Source organism: Paenarthrobacter ilicis (assembly GCF_016907545.1).
Taxonomy (GTDB): Bacteria; Actinomycetota; Actinomycetes; order Actinomycetales; family Micrococcaceae; genus Arthrobacter; species Arthrobacter ilicis.
On sequence record NZ_JAFBCD010000001.1, the window covers coordinates 1,383,387 to 1,399,449 of the forward strand.

The 16,063-nt window shown below is 64.4% G+C and carries 17 protein-coding genes and 1 riboswitch; of the genes, 11 read left to right on the top strand and 6 right to left on the bottom strand.

Features of this window, described 5'->3' with window-relative positions:
- Nucleotides 1-8 precede the first annotated feature (8 nt).
- From hutI to JOE60_RS06340, 6 genes are all read left to right on the top strand, one after another.
- Nucleotides 9-1,256, top strand: coding sequence for an imidazolonepropionase (hutI, locus tag JOE60_RS06315; protein ID WP_167264780.1), 1,248 nt, complete (start codon nt 9-11; stop codon nt 1,254-1,256).
- Nucleotides 1,257-1,468: 212 nt separating this feature from the next.
- Nucleotides 1,469-2,386 carry an SIS domain-containing protein gene (locus JOE60_RS06320; protein ID WP_167264781.1) on the top strand — a complete coding sequence of 306 codons (918 nt, stop codon included), beginning with the start codon at nt 1,469-1,471 and terminating at the stop codon, nt 2,384-2,386.
- Between the two features lie 8 nt (nt 2,387-2,394).
- The gene (locus JOE60_RS06325; protein ID WP_167264782.1) at nt 2,395-3,384 is read left to right on the top strand and encodes an ROK family protein; all 990 of its coding nucleotides are present in this window, start codon (nt 2,395-2,397) and stop codon (nt 3,382-3,384) included.
- Nucleotides 3,381-4,349: a 1-phosphofructokinase family hexose kinase gene (locus JOE60_RS06330; protein ID WP_167264783.1), complete on the top strand. Its 969-nt coding sequence runs from the start codon at nt 3,381-3,383 to the stop codon at nt 4,347-4,349. Before JOE60_RS06325 ends, JOE60_RS06330 begins: the two co-directional genes overlap by 4 nt.
- Nucleotides 4,346-5,185 carry a class II fructose-bisphosphate aldolase gene (locus tag JOE60_RS06335; RefSeq protein ID WP_204814858.1) on the top strand — a complete coding sequence of 280 codons (840 nt, stop codon included), beginning with the start codon at nt 4,346-4,348 and terminating at the stop codon, nt 5,183-5,185. The genes JOE60_RS06330 and JOE60_RS06335 overlap by 4 nt, the downstream gene beginning before the upstream one ends.
- Before the next feature lie 24 nt (nt 5,186-5,209).
- A complete protein-coding gene (locus tag JOE60_RS06340; protein WP_167264785.1) occupies nt 5,210-6,001 on the top strand; it encodes a DeoR/GlpR family DNA-binding transcription regulator in 792 nt (263 codons plus the stop codon).
- Between the two features lie 46 nt (nt 6,002-6,047).
- Here the strand turns inward: JOE60_RS06340 and JOE60_RS06345 are convergent, their stop codons facing one another.
- Nucleotides 6,048-6,728, bottom strand: coding sequence for a histidine phosphatase family protein (locus tag JOE60_RS06345; RefSeq protein WP_239528826.1), 681 nt, complete (start codon nt 6,726-6,728; stop codon nt 6,048-6,050).
- Nucleotides 6,729-6,790: 62 nt separating this feature from the next.
- Between JOE60_RS06345 and JOE60_RS06350 the strand changes: the two genes are divergently transcribed.
- On the top strand, nt 6,791-7,564 hold the full coding sequence (locus JOE60_RS06350; protein WP_167264787.1) for a CPBP family intramembrane glutamic endopeptidase: 774 nt from the start codon (nt 6,791-6,793) through the stop codon (nt 7,562-7,564).
- 122 nt (nt 7,565-7,686) lie between these two features.
- On the opposite strand, the gene JOE60_RS06355 is transcribed toward JOE60_RS06350, so the two are convergent.
- Entirely contained in the window at nt 7,687-8,325 is a 639-nt protein-coding gene (locus JOE60_RS06355) for a VOC family protein (protein ID WP_167264788.1), read from the bottom strand.
- A 226-nt stretch (nt 8,326-8,551) separates the two neighbouring features.
- Here JOE60_RS06355 and JOE60_RS06360 point away from each other — a divergent pair, with 226 nt between their 5' ends.
- Nucleotides 8,552-9,868 carry a bifunctional o-acetylhomoserine/o-acetylserine sulfhydrylase gene (locus tag JOE60_RS06360; RefSeq protein ID WP_167264789.1) on the top strand — a complete coding sequence of 439 codons (1,317 nt, stop codon included), beginning with the start codon at nt 8,552-8,554 and terminating at the stop codon, nt 9,866-9,868.
- Between the two features lie 188 nt (nt 9,869-10,056).
- Nucleotides 10,057-10,173, top strand: a riboswitch (SAM riboswitch).
- A 13-nt stretch (nt 10,174-10,186) separates the two neighbouring features.
- The gene (gene metX / locus JOE60_RS06365; RefSeq protein ID WP_167264790.1) at nt 10,187-11,308 is read left to right on the top strand and encodes a homoserine O-acetyltransferase MetX; all 1,122 of its coding nucleotides are present in this window, start codon (nt 10,187-10,189) and stop codon (nt 11,306-11,308) included.
- Between the two features lie 21 nt (nt 11,309-11,329).
- Here metX and JOE60_RS06370 read toward each other — a convergent pair whose 3' ends face one another.
- From JOE60_RS06370 to JOE60_RS06380, 3 genes are all read right to left on the bottom strand, one after another.
- Nucleotides 11,330-11,923, bottom strand: a complete 594-nt coding sequence (locus tag JOE60_RS06370) for a hypothetical protein (protein ID WP_167264791.1) — start codon at nt 11,921-11,923, stop codon at nt 11,330-11,332.
- A 61-nt stretch (nt 11,924-11,984) separates the two neighbouring features.
- Nucleotides 11,985-13,097: a winged helix DNA-binding domain-containing protein gene (locus JOE60_RS06375; RefSeq protein ID WP_167264968.1), complete on the bottom strand. Its 1,113-nt coding sequence runs from the start codon at nt 13,095-13,097 to the stop codon at nt 11,985-11,987.
- 40 nt (nt 13,098-13,137) lie between these two features.
- Nucleotides 13,138-13,980 (bottom strand): SGNH/GDSL hydrolase family protein, encoded by an 843-nt coding sequence (locus tag JOE60_RS06380; protein WP_167264792.1) that lies wholly within the window; start codon nt 13,978-13,980, stop codon nt 13,138-13,140.
- Nucleotides 13,981-14,050: 70 nt separating this feature from the next.
- Here JOE60_RS06380 and JOE60_RS06385 point away from each other — a divergent pair, with 70 nt between their 5' ends.
- On the top strand, nt 14,051-14,710 hold the full coding sequence (locus tag JOE60_RS06385) for an alpha/beta hydrolase (RefSeq protein ID WP_167264793.1): 660 nt from the start codon (nt 14,051-14,053) through the stop codon (nt 14,708-14,710).
- A gap of 12 nt (nt 14,711-14,722) precedes the next feature.
- On the opposite strand, the gene JOE60_RS06390 is transcribed toward JOE60_RS06385, so the two are convergent.
- Entirely contained in the window at nt 14,723-14,950 is a 228-nt protein-coding gene (locus JOE60_RS06390) for an RNA-binding S4 domain-containing protein (protein WP_167264794.1), read from the bottom strand.
- 23 nt (nt 14,951-14,973) lie between these two features.
- On the opposite strand from JOE60_RS06390, the gene JOE60_RS06395 reads away from it, so the two are divergent.
- Nucleotides 14,974-15,978, top strand: a complete 1,005-nt coding sequence (locus tag JOE60_RS06395) for a DMT family transporter (protein WP_167264795.1) — start codon at nt 14,974-14,976, stop codon at nt 15,976-15,978.
- Nucleotides 15,979-16,063 lie beyond the last annotated feature (85 nt).

The following is a 16,063-nucleotide window of genomic DNA, read 5'->3' on the forward strand; positions in this document are numbered from 1 at the left end:
ATAGGTTCATGAGCGCAGAGAAGCGGAACAACGCCGGCAGCACCCTGATCACCAACATTGGTGAATTGATGACCCAGGACCTGGAACACCGGGTCATCAATGATGCGGCGATCGTGATCGATGGGGAACGGATCGCCTGGATCGGCTCCAGCCAGGACGCTCCTGCAGCCGATGACCGGGTTGACGCCGGCGGCCGGGCTGTCCTGCCCGGGTGGGTGGATTCGCACTCCCATCTGGTCTTCGCCGGTGACCGGACTGCGGAGTTTGAGGCCCGGATGGCAGGCCAAAGCTACAGTGCCGGTGGCATAGCAGTGACCATGGGCGCTACCCGCAGCACCGGCGACCAAGAGCTGGCCACCTTGGTGCAGGAGCGCGTTGCGGAGGCCGTCCAGCAGGGCACCACCTACTTGGAAACAAAAACCGGCTACGGGTTGGACGTGGACAACGAGGCCAGGAGTGCCCGGATCGCGGCCTCTGCTGTTGATGAGGTGACGTACCTTGGCGCGCATCTGGTGCCCAAGGGCATGGACCCGGAGAAGTACACAGACCTGGTGTGCGGCCCGATGCTGGACGCTGTCCTGCCGTACGTGCGCTGGGCGGACGTGTTCTGTGAGCAGGGCGCCTTCAATGAGGACCAGTCACGGCGCGTCCTGACGGCAGCCCGCGACGCCGGCCTGGGCCTGCGCGTCCACGGCAACCAGCTGGGCCCGGGCCCCGGCGTTGCTTTGGCGGTGGAGTTCGGAGCCGCAAGCGTTGACCACGTGAACTACCTTTCGGACCAGGATGTTGCCACGCTCGCGGGGACCTGGGAAGCCTGGGATCCTCAGATCGGCGCCGGAACCAAAGGAACGGTGGCAACCTGCCTCCCTGCCTGCGACCTGTCCACCCGCCAGCCCTTGGCGCCGGGCCGCAAACTGCTCGACGCCGGAGTGCAGATAGCGTTGGCCGCCAACTGCAACCCCGGCACGTCTTACACCACATCCATGGCGTTCTGCGTCACCACCGCCGTACTGCAGATGCGCCTGAGCGTCCACGAGGCGGTCCGTGCGGCCACCTACGGCGGCGCCCTGGCGTTGGGCCGGGACACCGGAAAGGATTCCGACGGCGAACGCGCAGTCGGTTCGCTTATGGTGGGACACCGGGCAGATCTGCACATGCTGAAAGCGCCATCGGCAACACACTTGGCATACCGCCCCGGCGTCCCGCTCACCCACTCCGTCTGGCGGGCAGGCATGCTCGTCGGTGACGCATCCTAAGACACCCGAAACGCACCCAACTGGAGGGGGCGACGTTCATCCGTGAACGTCGCCCCCTTTTTTGGAGTGAGTCCTGTTCCGGCTTTTATTCCGTTGCGGCCGGGCACCCCCGGACCAGCTCACCAGAATGATCCTTGTGAGATCGAAAATGATCGTTTAGTGTTTCTATAGATCAAAAAACGTCATTTTGCTGCAGAAATGGGAAGTACACGATGAGTGAGAATACACAGGGCGCCTTCATGGAGGAAGAGCTGCTCTCCCAGCCGGACGTCTGGCAGCGCGCCGTAGCGCAAGCCAGGAGCGAGCACTTGCTCCCCGCAGACGGCAAGCGTATTGCCGTGATTGGTTGCGGTACCTCCTGGTTCATGGCCCAGAGCTACGCGGCCGCCCGCGAATCGGCCGGCAAAGGCGTGACCGACGCCTTCGCGGCGTCGGAAGCCTTCCTGAATGCCAACAGTCCCGAGCGCCAGTACGACGCCGTTGTTGCGATCACCCGTTCCGGCACCACCACTGAGGTGCTGGAGGTCCTGGCCGACTTGAAGGGGATTGTCACCACCATTGCCATCATTGGCGACACGGAATCGCCGATCATTGATGTGGCTGACCTGGTGATCGGCCTTCCGTATGCCGATGAGCGTTCGGTGGTGCAGACCCGTTTTGCCACCACTGCACTGGTGTACCTCCTCACCAGCCTGGGAGTGGACATGGACCAGGCCATCGAGGATGCCCGCGGGGCCGTTGTTGCACCCGTCCCGCAGGAGCTCCTGGATGCTGAGCAGTTCACGTTCCTGGGTACCGGCTGGACCGTTGGGCTGGCCCACGAAGCCGGCCTGAAGATGCGTGAAGCCGTGCAGGGCTGGACCGAGTCCTACCCCGCCAAGGAGTACCGTCACGGCCCCATCTCCATCGCCGCCCCCGGCCGCGTCACGTGGTTGTTTGGTTCCCAGCCCGAGGGCTTGGAAGAAGATATGGCCGTCACCGGTGCGGCCTACATCCATACCGACAAGCACCCCCTGGCAGAGCTCGCCCGGGTCCACAGGGTGACCCTGGAGCGGGCACGCGCACGTGGACTCAATCCTGATCTTCCCAGGAACCTTACGCGCTCCGTCATTCTCGATCCCACTGCCTAGGCACAGCCATGATTCTCGGGGAGGCGGCCGCTCCGGTGCTGTCCTTCGATGTGGGCGGTACGGACATCAAAGCCGGACTGGTGGACGCCGCAGGCACCGTCCTGGGCATGCGTCGGGTGCCCACGCCGCTGGACCCGGCCAAACCGGGCGACGCGATCCTTGACCGGGTGACGGAGTTGGCACGCGAGTTGGCCGCAGCGTATCCCGATGCTCCGCCCAAGGCAGCAGGAATCATTGTGCCGGGCATCGTGGATTCCGTGGCCGGTATAGGTGTTTACTCGGCCAACCTTGGATGGCGCAACTATCCCTTTACTGCCGAGGCTGAGAAGCGTTTGGGCATCCCCGTTGCTTTCGACCATGACGTCCGCTCCGCAGCCGCGGTGGAACACACCGTTGGCGGATCGCGGGAATTCAACGACGTAGTGGTCATGGTGGTAGGCACGGGGATCGCAGCCGCTGTCTTCTCCGGCGGCAAGGCAGTCACCGCCGGAGGCTTTGCCGGCGAGCTGGGCCACGCCCAGGTTCCGGATCCGGATGCCGCCCCCGGAAGCGCCGGCTCCACCATCCTGGAAGCCGTGGGCTCGGCGGGAGCGATCGCCAAACGGTACGCCCGCGCCTCCGGAAACCGGGTCAACGGTGCCCGGGGTGTGCTGATCCGGGCCAAGGAAGGTGACGCCCTTGCGGCCGCCGTGTGGTCCGATGCCGTGAACGCACTGGCTTTCACCATCTGCCAGTGCGTGAACATCATCGGCACCGAGGCCGTGGTGATCGGTGGGGGACTGGCTGAAGCAGGTGAAGACCTTCTGGGCCCACTCCGCGCACGCGTGGAGGACATGCTGGACTTTCAACGCCGGCCCCAACTGGTCCGTGCCGAACTGGGCCAGGACGCAGGCCTCCTCGGCGCGGCCTGCAACGCCCGAGCACTCCTGAAGACCAGTGCGCTCCTGAAGACCAGTGCACTTCCGAAGACCAGCGCAATCCAGGAGGTCAGGCCATGAAGCGAGCCAACGTCAACCGCATCATCACCGTGACAGCCAACCCGGCCATCGACATGACCTACACCGTCCATGGCATCACCGAGGGTGCCAGCCACCGGGTTCCCACGCCCATCAGCCGGGCGGGGGGCAAAGGAATCAACGTTGCCCGGGTGACCCATCAGCTGGGGTACCCCGTCCTGGCCATTGCCCCCACCGGAGGAGCGGCCGGCCAAACCCTGGCCGCCGAGCTCTGGACCAGCGGCGTACCCCACACCCTGGTGGGAGTAGCGGCAGAGACACGGCGCAGCATCGCTTTGGTGGACACCGTGGCGGGCGAGACTTCCATTTTCAACGAGGAAGGCCAGGCGCTCCTTCCCGACGATTGGCGCAGCCTACGGTCAGCCGTGCTGGAAGCCGTTCGTGGAAACCCCAGCCTTCCTGCTTCCGTGCTGGTGGGTTCCGGCAGCCTGCCGCCGGACGCACCGGCGGACTTCTACCCAGAGCTGGTCCGGGTTGCCCACGACGCCGGGATCCCGGCCATCATCGACACGTCAGGTCCGGGGATCATCGCCGCAGCCCGGGCGGGGGCCGACATCCTCAAACCCAATCACCACGAACTCGCCGAAGCGACAGGTGAGGACAGCATCGAAGCCGCCGCCCGATCCCTCCTGGCCATGGGTGCGCGGACAGTCCTGGTCAGCGCCGGCGCTGACGGCATGCTCGCTTTCGATCACGCGGCTCCGGGCGGTTACTGGAGCGCACGGTTGCCGGAGGCCCTCAGCGGTAACCCCACCGGGGCGGGCGACGCCGGTGTGGCGGCTGCCGCCGTCGCGCTCGCCGAAGGCGTCAACGAACCCCGTGAGATCCTGCGCCGGGCCACCGCTTGGTCCGCGGCGGCGGTGCTGATGCCCGCCGCCGGAGAAATTTCCCCACGCTACCAGGAGCTGCAGGAGCAGCTGGTCATGACTTGGAAGGAGACGCCATGACGTTGGTCAACACCCGCGAACTGATGGAGCTGGCCGAGGCGAACGGTACGGGCCAAGGAGCCTTCAACATCATCCACCTGGAGACCGCCGAAGGCCTGGTGGCAGGAGCCGAGGCGGCAGGAGTTCCTTTGATCCTGCAGATTTCGGAAAATTGCGCCAAGTACCACGGCGGACTTAAAGCAGTGTCCTTGGCGGCGCTTGCTGTGGCGGAATCAGCCGCAGTGCCGGTTGCGTTGCATCTGGACCATGCAGAGTCGGAGGAACTGGCCCTGGCTGCTGTTGACCTGGGTTTCGGGTCGGTGATGTACGACGGCGCGCACTTGCCCTACGCGGAGAACGTCGAAGCCACCCGGCGCGTTGCCGCCTACGCGCACTCGCGCGGCGTGTACGTGGAGGCCGAACTCGGCAAGTTGGGCGGGAAAGACGGCGCGCATGCCCCTGGAGTCCGGACGGACCCCGGGGAAGCGGAAGCGTTCATGGACGCCACGGGTGTGGACGCACTGGCCGTGGCGGTGGGGTCCTCGCACGCCATGACGGAGCGGAGTGCGGCTTTGGACCTTGAGCTGATTACGAAACTGAAGGCCGCAGTGCTAAAACCCTTGGTGCTGCATGGGTCCTCGGGTGTCACGGACGAAATGCTCGTAGCTGCTATTGGCGCGGGTATGACTAAAATCAACGTATCCACACATTTGAACGGGTTCTTTACCCGCGCCGTCCGTGAGTACCTCGATACCAACCCTGCAGTGGTGGATTCCCGGAAGTACATCAAGGCCGGCCGGGATGCCCTGGTGCTGGAGTCCGCACGTATGCTGACGCTGTTCGCCAAAGCGAAATAGCGTCAAACCCGCGAAAGGCTCGTCATGACCCGCACCGATCGGCTGACCGCCATCCTTGATCTCCTGGCCGAGTCCGGCCGGGTGGACGTGGAGGACATCGTGACGCGCCTGGGCGTGTCGCCGGCCACGGCCCGCAGGGACTTGGACAGTCTTGCCAAGCAACGCCTTCTGAGCCGGACCCGGGGCGGGGCAACCACGGGATCTGTTGCCTACGACCTTCCCGGTCGTTACAACCGGGACGACCACGCCGCCGCCAAACAGGACATTGCCGCAGCTGCTTCTGCCCTGATCAAGCCGGGTGCCGTGATCGGACTCAGCGGTGGAACCACCAACACCGCGTTGGCCCAGCTCCTGTCCACGCGCGAGGACCTCAACGCGCCCTCGAACAGGCCCACGCTCACGGTGGTGACGAATGCCATTAACATTGCCTCCCAGCTGGCGGTCCGTCCCAACATCAAGATCATGGTCACTGGCGGGATCCTGAATCCGCGCTCCTACGAACTGGTGGGTCCCTACACCGACGTCATCATGCAGAAAGTGGCGCTGGACATCGCGTTCATCGGCGTGAACGGAGTGGATCCGGAGCTGGGCCCCACCATTACCGATGAAGGCGAAGCCATGGTCAACACAGTGATGGCCCGCCGCGCCACGGAATCCTATGTGGTGGCGGACTCGTCCAAGGTAGGGCGGCGGTCCTTCGCGGCTATGTCGGGATACGACTTCCGGCACCTGATTACGGACTCCGGAATCAGCGCCGAGCACAAGGCCGCATTTGAGGCTGCAGGCACGGAAGTAACCGTAGCCCAGCCCAGCTGATGCCCGGGCGAGCGATGCCGTTCTTGCTAACCGAAAGCGCGCTTCGCTAGAACGTCATCCGTGGGGCATCCAGTACGGAATCGTCAACGTCCCGGGGCGCCCACTGGCTGAACGGGGTATCGAGGCTGTACCGGCCGCCGTCGTTCCTTATCAACGTACGCAACTCGGCGTTGTCAGGGTTGTTCAGCGACTCGAAGTACTCCACGGTCCAGTGGAACCAGCGCATGCAGAACAAACGCATGGTCAGTCCGTGGGTCACCAGCAACGTGTTCTGCGGATAGTCCGGTTTCTGCCAGTGCCGGTACAGGGTCTCCATGAAAGAGGAGACGCGGTCGTAGACATCCGAGCCGGACTCGCCCTCGCGGAAGCGGTAGAAGAAGTGGCCGTAGAGGTTGCGCAGGTCCTGCTGTGCCTGGATGTCGCCGGCGATCTGGAAGTTGGCCCAGTCCTGTTCGCGCAGCCGGGGCTCTTCAATGACCCGCTGGACCGCGTCCCCCAGGTCCAGGGCTTCCAGCGTTTGGTAGGCACGCAGATAAGGCGAAACGTAGACGCATACCTGTTCGCCATCGAGCTTGCGCCGAAGCTCCCGGCCCGCCACCCGTGCCTGTTCCACACCCAGATCGGTCAGCGGGATCCTGTAGTCCGGGACCCAGTTGTAGATGGACGTGTCGGCGTTGGCGGCAGATTGGCCATGCCTGATCATGAAGATTTTCTCCGGGGAACCCATCCCACCAAGCATAGGGCGGTGTCTCCCGGCAAAGTGGCAGGAACTGCGGGCAAGATAGGAACATGCTCCTCGCTTCCCGTCGCCGGCTGCGCGCCGAAGTACTGATTGTCCTGGGCCTGTCCTTGGGTCAGTCGGCCGTGTACTCCGTGGTCCAACTGTTGGACAAGCTGTCCCGCGCCCCCTTGGCCGAAGGCACATCCACCCTCAACAGGTCCCAGAGCACGCGTGAGTACTTCGACCTCACCTACCAGTTGCTGGACATTGTGTTCGCGCTGGTGCCAGTGGCTTTGGTGTTCTACTTCCTCTCAACGCACGGGACCAGGCGGCCGGAGGAAGCCGGGGGCTCGGCGTTCGCCCGCCTCGGATTCAACGTTGCGCGGCCCGGGAAGGATCTCCTGCACGGCCTGGGATTGGCAGCCATCATCGGGATCCCATCGCTGGGACTGTATGCGGCGGGCCGGGCGTTGGGGATCACCACCGCCATTGTTCCCAGCGGCCTGGACGCCTACTGGTGGACCGTTCCCGTGCTCATCCTGTCTGCCATCCGCCACGGCATTGTGGAGGAAGTCATTGTGGTGGGCTACCTCATGGACCGCTTTGGGAAGTTCGGCTGGAGTACGCCGGTTGCCATTGTGGTGAGCGCCCTCCTGCGGGGGAGTTACCACCTCTATCAGGGCTTCGGGCCGTTCTTGGGCAACGTGGTGATGGGTTTGGTGTTCGCCTGGATCTACACCAGGACCAAACGCGTGATGCCGTTGGTCATTGCGCACGCCATCCTGGATATTGTGGCCTTTGTGGGCTTCAGTTTGTTCGGCAAGGCCATCGGCTTAGGTTAAGCGCAAGGCCCTTAAATGTATCCGGCCGCCATCGATGGGTGACGTCATTGGCACCCGCTGATGGCGGCCGAAGTTTCCGGGCAGGACCGCTCCCGTGAGGGACGATGCCGGGGCGGACAGGGTCAGATGGTGACTGCCCCTGAGGCGGTTTCGAACGTGACCGCCATGATGCCGGGCGTTCCACGCGGAGCAATCCACTGAACAGCTACGTCCTCCAGTGGCTTCTCCACTGGCTCGCCCAACCATTCGGTGACGCGTTCTGCCGAGCCGGCGATGGTGAGGCTGGACATCTTGACTTCACTTTCGTACGCCCTGGACGGGTGCAGGGTGGGGTCGCCCTCCCATTTGAGCAGGTACGGCACCTGGGGATCAGCGATCAGGCCGAGGATGCCAATCTGCTGCCAGACCAACTCGCGGCCGTCCGGGAATTTCCGGTTGCCCGGGACAGCGGCGCGTCCCAGGCGCTCTTCGAAGGGGGCCAGGTCATCCACAGCCACGCACCAGCCCATCCAGCCGCCACCGGCAGCCGAGCGGGCCCTTACTGCCTGGCCAAAAGGTGCTTTGTCTGAAGCGGGGTGGTCCAGGACCTCCACCACTTCAAGGTACTTGTTGTCCGCGAGGGGAATGATCATGTTCCGGGTGCCGAAGCGCGGGTGCACTCCACCCCGGACTGCGTCCACTCCGAGAGCCGCGGAAATTCGTTCGGTAGTGGCCAAAAGGCCATCTCGTTCACAGGCGTAAGAGACGTGATCCATGCGCATGGCTTCATCTTGGCACTTTGTGATTCGGGTCTCAGCTAAGCCATGCCTAACTAACATAGGACATGGCTCGCGGGGTATGGGAGCGTCATGGAATGACGCGTTACGACAGAAAGATACCGGCAGCGTCATAAAGCTGTCCAAGGCCCCGGACGCTTCCTAGACTGGCGACAGCTCACACCACACTGTCATTCACCCTGATTCCGTGCGCCACTAAAAGGAGATTTCCATGTCACAAGGATGGTCATTCGAAACACGCCAGATCCACGCAGGGCAGGCACCGGACGCCGCAACGGGCGCCCGTTCCCTCCCGATCTACCAGACCACGTCATTCGTTTTTCCCAGCGCTGAGAGTGCGGCCAACCGCTTCGCCCTGGCAGAGCTGGCACCCATCTACACGCGGATCGGAAACCCCACCCAGGAGGCCGTGGAGCAGCGGATCGCCAGCTTGGAAGGTGGCCTCGGTGCCCTGCTGTTGAGCTCAGGCCAGGCTGCCGAAACCTTCGCCATCCTGAACATCGCGGAGGCCGGCGATCACATCGTGGCCAGCCCCAGCCTTTACGGCGGAACCTACAACCTGCTGGCACACACCCTGAAGAAGTTCGGGATTTCCGTGACTTTCGTGGAGGATCCGGACAACCTGGATCAGTGGCGCGACGCCGTTCAGCCCAACACCAAGCTCTTCTTCGGCGAGGTCGTCTCCAATCCCCGCCAGGACGTATTGGACATTGAAGGCGTTGCCCGGACCGCCCATGAGGCGGGCGTGCCGCTGATCGTGGACAACACCCTCTCCACGCCGTACCTGATCCGTCCCATCGAGTGGGGTGCGGACATTGTGGTCCACTCCGCCACCAAGTACCTCGGCGGCCACGGCTCGGCAATCGCCGGCGTGATCGTGGATTCCGGAAACTTCGATTTCGGCAAGGACCCGGAGCGCTTCCCCGGGTTCAACACCCCCGATCCCAGCTACAACGGGCTGGTCTACGCCCGGGACCTGGGCAAGGACGGAGCCCTGGGCGCCAACCTCTCCTATGTCCTGAAGGCGCGCGTCCAACTGCTTCGTGACCTCGGCTCCGCGGTTTCGCCGTTCAATGCCTTCCTCATCGCGCAGGGCCTGGAAACACTGAGCCTGCGCGTGGAGAGGCATGTGGAGAACGCCACGAAAGTGGCCGAGTGGCTGGAAGCCCACGACGACGTCGAATCGGTCGCCTATGCGGGCCTGCCGTCCAGCCCGTGGTACGACCGTGGCCGGAAGTATGGCCCCAAGGGCACGGGCGCAATCGTTGCTTTCAATATCAAGGGCGGCGTTGAGGCAGGCAAGCGCTTTGTGGACGGACTGGAATTGCACTCCCACGTAGCCAACATCGGTGACGTCCGCTCCTTGGTCATCCACCCGGCGTCCACCACGCACAGCCAACTGACTGCCGAGCAACAGAACGTGGCCGGCGTCAACCCGGGACTGGTGCGCTTGTCGGTGGGCATTGAGCACGTGGATGACATCCTGGCTGACCTCGAGGCCGGGTTCCGGGCCGCGAAGGGCGCCTGACGCCAGGACGCGCGCACAGGGCACGCCGTCGCGCCCCCGGCAGCACGCCAAGGGCGCCGCCTGATCGACGATAATTCGTCAGGCGGCGCCCCAGAGGGCTGTTCCGTGAACCATGACGCCCCAAACCGTCACACTGGTGTCACATTCTTCGCCAGAACAGTGGTCTTTTTCCTAGACTCTACGTATTAGGTCATGAGTGCCAGCACACAGCCCCGGCTTGCTGGCCGGCAACCCTCCTTCCGCGGCGGGGTGCCCCGGGTGAAGACCTGGCCTGTCGCACGCAAGGCGGCAGGCAAGCGCGAGGTGAGGTTTTAAGGAATGACCATTACTGCTACAGCTCTCCCTACGTCCGGGGAAAAGGACGGAACAGTCAAGTACGCCAGAATAGGTTCCCTGGAGCTGGAGGCCGGCGGCTACCTGCCGGACGTTGTGCTGGGCTACGAGACATGGGGCAGGCTGAATGCTGATGCCTCCAACGCGGTGCTCATCCAGCACGCCCTGACCGGCAGCACGCACGTAGCCCGCGGGGACACGGCCGAGGAAGGCTGGTGGGAACAGCTGGTGGGCCCCGGTGCGACCGTGGACACCGACAGGTTCTTTGTGGTGTCCATCAACATCGTGGGCGGTTGCTACGGAAGTACCGGCCCGTCCACAGAGGCGCCGGACGGCAAGCCCTGGGGGTCCAGGTTCCCCTTGGTCACCCTCCGGGACAGCACCCTGGCCGAGGCGCGGCTGGCCGACGTCCTGGGCATCAACGCCTGGCACGCAGTGCTGGGGGGCTCCATGGGCGGCGCCCGGGCGTTGGAATGGGCAGTCACGCTGCCCGAGCGCGTGAAACGCTGCGGTGTCATCTCCGTGGGTGCCTACAGCACGGCCGAACAGATCGCATTCGCGCAGTCCCAAACGCTCGCCATCCGGCAGGATCCGCATTTCAACAACGGCGACTACTACGGCGGTCCGGCCCCCGAGGACGGTTTGGCCCTGGCCCGCAGGATCGCCCACATCACCTACCGTTCGGCACTGGAACTGGACCTCCGGTTCGGCCGGGACGCCCAGCATCAGGAGACTCCCCTCGCGGCAGCGGTCCTGGCGGAACGTGGCCGCTACCAGGTGGAAAGCTACCTCGACCATCAGGGCACCAAGCTGGTGAAGCGGTTCGACGCCAACAGCTACGTGGCCATCACGGAGGCACTGATGTCCCACGATGTAACGCGCGGCCGCGGAAACCTGGAGGTCGCACTGTCACGTGCCACGGCAGAGTTCTTTGTAGCCGCAGTGGATACGGACAGGCTCTACTTCCCGGCCCAGTCCGAGGAGCTCGCCGCGGCCCTGCCCGGGGACGTTGAGGTTCACCGCATCCAGGCACCGATCGGGCACGACGGCTTCCTGACCGAAATCGGCCAACTCTCAACCCAACTCCGCCAGGCCTTCTTCGCCTGAGGCAGCAGCGGGGCGGCAGTGCTAGCCGCGCATGATCTCCCCGCGCTGGCGCATGTAGTCCTCCATGGCGATCTCGCCGTTGGTGAACTTTGCGTCCAGCTCGGCGAGCCGCCGCGCGCGGAAGCCTTGGGGCTCAGAGCTGCCGGTGGGCAGGGGCTGTGGGGCGTTGGACTGCGCCGGATCGTTCGACGACGGGCCTGACTGCGGGTCCATGCCCGCGGGGCGGCTGGTGGCCGGCCCGGAGGGATACCCCTGGTAATCCTGGGTGGGGAAACCCTGCCCGGGAAAGTTCTGCCCAGGATAGTTCTGCCCAGGATAGTTCTGCCCAGGATAGTTCTGCGGAGGGTAGTTCTGATCCGGGTAGCCCTGCCCCTGGTAGTTCTGCGGAGGGTAACCGGGGTTGGGGTAATTCTGTCCCGGGTAACCCTGTCCCGGGTAACCTTGGCCCTGGTAGCCCTGCCCCTGGTTACCCTGACCCGGCAGGTTCTGCGGGGGATACCCCGGCCCGCGGTACTCGTTGTTCTGGAGGCGACGTGCCCGCGAGCGGTTGTACATGCGGATCCCGAGCGGGATCACCCACGAGCAGACGATGATCCAAAAGATCAGATTGTTCAATGTGGAGGCCTCCTAGGTCTTAGCCCAGCTTAGCCCGACGGCCCCAGCCATGCCCGATGGCTCAAACCAGTGTGATGTCCATGCCAAGGAAAGCTCCGTACCGTTCCACCTCGCGGTCCAGGGCAGCCTGTTCGGCCGGGGTAACAGCCCGGTTCATGCGGAGGTCCAGCTCGCAGACGCCGCCTTGGAAACCGTGCCGCCACCACCCGGCCAAACGGCCGTCCACCAGGACCACGTGCATGGGGCCCTTGTCCTCCGGGAAGTAGGGGGCGGTTCCGCCCAAATAGTGCCGGGACTGCGAGTAGCCCATCACGTATTCGTCATAGCACTGGATGAGGTCCGCCTTGACGTGGTCTTCCCGGTTTGTGCCCGCGGCTTCCAGAGCCAGCAGCTGGTCCATCCCGGTGGCGGGGAGGTGGAACTCCTGTCCTTCAAAGGCCATGGTTGCCAACTTTCCGGGAGCCGTGGCATGGGCTGCGGCCAAGCCCACTGTGATGTCCTGCATGGTCATGCCGGACCACGTGGCACAGTCCTTGACCGTGGCCGGACCACGGCTGCTGAAGTAGCGCAGCGCCAACCGCCCCAGGGCCTCCTCCCGGTCGTCGCTGGACAGCGGGTTCACCAAGGGACCGGAGACCCTCTCCCCGAAGAGGGCGTATGTCTGCTTGAGCGCTCCACCCGATGATCGAACCGGCGCCCCACTGACAAGAATTCCGCTGACCTCGGCATGCATCAGGTGGTACACGAAACCCAGTCCTTTGCCGGGGAACCCTGCCTGCCCCAGGATTCCGGCCAGCTCTTCCCTGGTTTTGTGGGCGCCGCCTTCCACTGCTTGGGCGAGGAGTCGGCCACTGCGGGCTGCGGCGTCCGGGTCGATGCCCGTTTGGCGGTACATGCCTTTGTTCCCTTGATGCAGCCGCTCCGCGGACAGTCCCATCAACCACCCCAGATCGTCGCGGTGGACGAAATGCCATGTGGGCCGCAGAATATGCGTCCGAAGGATGGTCCCCTCGGCGACTGCCAGCTCCACCGCGGAGGCGGTGACCCCCGGGGAACTTCTCTGTGCCAGGGTCCATCGGGCGTAGGCAAATTCCTGGGACTGCACCGCCAGCAGGTTCCGGACAGCTTCTGCGGGTGACGCCGCAAAGGGGGCGCGGAGTTGCTGCAGCCGCATCCTGAGCGCACGAACCCCCTCACCCGTCACTGCTTTGCCCCTAGCGGCGTGGCACCAGCGGGCCGTTTGAACTGAACACAGGTCCCGGCGTCGGGCGTTTGGGTGTAATGCCGTCCCCGGAGGACTGGTGACGGAGCCTGCGGACAACCCAAGGGACAAAGTACTCGCGGGCCCACACCAGGTCCGAGGACCGGGCTTCACGCCAGGTCCGGGGCGGAAGGGGTTTGGGCATTAAGGGCTCCAGCGTGTGGTCCACGTTAAGCGCTTCAAGGACCATCATGGCGATGGTGTGGTGGCCCAAAGGGGAGAAGTGCAGCCGGTCCACGTCCCACATCTGGAGATCGGACAGCTGCCGCAGGGACCACATGTCCGCGATGACGGCGTCGTGGCGGGCAGCCACCGTCCGGAGGTTCTCGTTGTAGATGGCCACTTTCCCCCTGATACGGCCCAGGACCGACGCAGCGGTATCAGGACCGTTGAACAGGACAACTGTTGCCCCGCCGGAACTGAGTTCGGCCACTGCGGCGTCGAGTTTCTCGGCCAGCAGGTCAGGGTCACCGCCGGGCCGGATGAGATCGTTGCCACCGGCTGAGATGGACACCAGGTCCGGCTGCAGCTCCAGGCAGGGCCCGATTTGTTCGTCCATGATTTGCTGCAGGAGCCTGCCGCGGATGGCCAGGTTGGCGTAGGCGAAGTCTTCCTGGTCGCGGCCAAGTTCCTCGGCCACACGGTCAGCCCAGCCGCGGTAGCCGCCCGGATTCGAAGGCTCGGGGTCGCCGATGCCTTCCGTGAAGGAATCGCCCAAGGCAACATAGCGGGTCCAGGGGTGTTTCTGGACCCGGTCGCCGGGCGTTGGTAAAGGATTGTTCTCACTCACGCTCATATACTGCCCCCTGCACGCGACCCTACGCGACCGTAGGTTGTTACTTGTGGGTAACTGCAAGAATGGATCCATGACTGAAGCCACCTCATTTCCCGCCCCCGTTGTCCTGTGGTCCCACCCCGAAGCCGAGCGCGCGGGCAAGCCGTTGCTGGTCCTCCTGCACGGCTACGGGTCCAATGAGGACGATCTCTTCAGCCTGGCCGGGCTGCTGCCGGATGGATTCGTGGTGGCCGCCCTCCGGGCTCCGATGCCAACCGGGCCCGGATTTACCTGGTTCCCGCTGACGGCATCCATCGAGTATTCAATCGACGCCGTTAAGCGGGCAGCGGACTATGCCCTCGAATGGTTGGACGGCGTCAAGGACAACCACTCTTCAGTGACCCTGCTGGGCTTCTCCATGGGCATGGCCATGGCCACCACCATGCTTCGGTACCGTCCCGCGGACTTCGCCGCCGTCGTCGGGCTGTCCGGTTTTGTGGTCGACGCCGGCGCTGACGCCGCCTTCCGGGACACGGAACTGGACGGGTCAGTTCCCATGTTCTGGGGCCGTGACCAGCAGGATCCGGTCATCACGCAGGACAGGATCGAATACACCATGGGGTGGGTGCGGAACCACGTGGACCTCACCAAGGTGCTCTACACGGGAATGTGGCATGGCATCAACCAGCAGGAAATCGGCCACGTAGGGGAGTTCCTCACCCACAAGGTCCTGTCAGCGCAGGCGGACTAGCTCCACGCCAAACTAGGCAGCGACGATCCTGACCGTCCGGCCGTTGACCGTCACGGTGTCCCCGGGATGGAGTTGGCGGCCGCGACGCTCGTCGATGTCACCGTTGACTTTGACCAGCCCGTTCTTGATGAGTTCAGTTGCCTCCACGCCGTCCTCCACGAGGTTGGCCAGTTTCAGGAGTTGGCCCAGCCGGATCATGTCGTCGCGGATGGGGATTTCTTCAATTTCGGGGGTGCTCATAGAGCAATGATGCCTGAAGTAGTGTGGTGACGGTGCCGCAGCCATCCTCCCGCTCATCCCTTCCCCTGGCCGCAGGCCTCCCGATTGCCGTTGCCACGGGCCTGGTCATTCCACTGCAGGCCCGGATCAACGGAGCCCTGGGGGCAAAACTGCAGGACGGCATCGCCGCGGCAGTGGTGAGTTTCACCACAGGGCTCCTGGTGATCGGCATTGTCTCCTTGGTCACGCCCAAAGGCAGGTCCGGGTTGCGACGCATTGTTCCCGCCGTCCGCAACCGCAGCTTCCCCAGGTTCTACATCATGGCCGGCGCCATCGGTGCCCTGTTCGTCTTCGCCCAGTCCTTTACCGTGGCGCTGCTGGGGGTGGCCCTGTTCACCGTTGCAGCGGTGACAGGCCAAACACTCAGTGGACTGCTGGTGGACCGTTTGGGAATCGGTCCCGGCGGCAAACGACCCATCACCGGCGTCCGGGTGTTGGGAAGCATCCTCACAGTCGCAGCAGTCGCATGGGCGGTCTCACCCCGTTTCGGCGGCGCTGCTGACATCGCGTCGCTGGTCCTGCCTGTCCTGCTGCCACTCGCAGCGGGTTTCCTGATGAGCTTCCAGCAAGCCATGAACGGAACAGCCACTGTGCATTACGGGACGCCCGTTGCGGCAACACTGGTCAACTTCGTGGCAGGATCCGCCATCCTGTGGGTCGCCTGGTTGATCAAGCTGATGGTGGCGGGAGCGGGCGCCCCGCTGCCTGGGGAGTGGTGGTACTACCTTGGCGGCCCCATGGGCTGCATCTTCATTGGGCTCGCAGCGTTGCTGGTGCGCAGCCTGGGCGTCCTGATCACGGGTTTGGGCATGATCGCCGGACAACTGGTGGGGTCGCTGGTGCTCGACGTCGTGCTCCCCAGTCCGGGCGCGGCAGTCGCCTTGCCCACGGTGCTGGGAACCGTCCTGACACTCGCCGCGATCATTGTGGCCACCCTGCCCTGGCCCAAAGGCGCTTTCGCGCGGCGGCCGGCCGCCAAAGGCCGGTAGGGTTAGAGGAACAACTTTCCCCAGCACCCCGCCGGACAACCGTGTCCGGAATCCGGGGCAAACCACCGCGGACCGCACCCAGCGG

Bases quoted from the DNA above. Each gene is read 5' to 3' on its own strand.
- hutI (WP_167264780.1), top strand. From the start codon at position 9: ATGAGCGCAGAGAAGCGGAACAACGCCGGCAGCACCCTGATCACCAAC.
- JOE60_RS06320 (WP_167264781.1), top strand. From the start codon at position 1,469: ATGAGTGAGAATACACAGGGCGCCTTCATGGAGGAAGAGCTGCTCTCC.
- JOE60_RS06325 (WP_167264782.1), top strand. From the start codon at position 2,395: ATGATTCTCGGGGAGGCGGCCGCTCCGGTGCTGTCCTTCGATGTGGGC.
- JOE60_RS06330 (WP_167264783.1), top strand. From the start codon at position 3,381: ATGAAGCGAGCCAACGTCAACCGCATCATCACCGTGACAGCCAACCCG.
- JOE60_RS06335 (WP_204814858.1), top strand. From the start codon at position 4,346: ATGACGTTGGTCAACACCCGCGAACTGATGGAGCTGGCCGAGGCGAAC.
- JOE60_RS06340 (WP_167264785.1), top strand. From the start codon at position 5,210: ATGACCCGCACCGATCGGCTGACCGCCATCCTTGATCTCCTGGCCGAG.
- JOE60_RS06345 (WP_239528826.1), bottom strand. From the start codon at position 6,728: ATGGGTTCCCCGGAGAAAATCTTCATGATCAGGCATGGCCAATCTGCC.
- JOE60_RS06350 (WP_167264787.1), top strand. From the start codon at position 6,791: ATGCTCCTCGCTTCCCGTCGCCGGCTGCGCGCCGAAGTACTGATTGTC.
- JOE60_RS06355 (WP_167264788.1), bottom strand. From the start codon at position 8,325: ATGCGCATGGATCACGTCTCTTACGCCTGTGAACGAGATGGCCTTTTG.
- JOE60_RS06360 (WP_167264789.1), top strand. From the start codon at position 8,552: ATGTCACAAGGATGGTCATTCGAAACACGCCAGATCCACGCAGGGCAG.
- metX (WP_167264790.1), top strand. From the start codon at position 10,187: ATGACCATTACTGCTACAGCTCTCCCTACGTCCGGGGAAAAGGACGGA.
- JOE60_RS06375 (WP_167264968.1), bottom strand. From the start codon at position 13,097: ATGCGGCTGCAGCAACTCCGCGCCCCCTTTGCGGCGTCACCCGCAGAA.
- JOE60_RS06380 (WP_167264792.1), bottom strand. From the start codon at position 13,980: ATGAGCGTGAGTGAGAACAATCCTTTACCAACGCCCGGCGACCGGGTC.
- JOE60_RS06385 (WP_167264793.1), top strand. From the start codon at position 14,051: ATGACTGAAGCCACCTCATTTCCCGCCCCCGTTGTCCTGTGGTCCCAC.
- JOE60_RS06390 (WP_167264794.1), bottom strand. From the start codon at position 14,950: ATGAGCACCCCCGAAATTGAAGAAATCCCCATCCGCGACGACATGATC.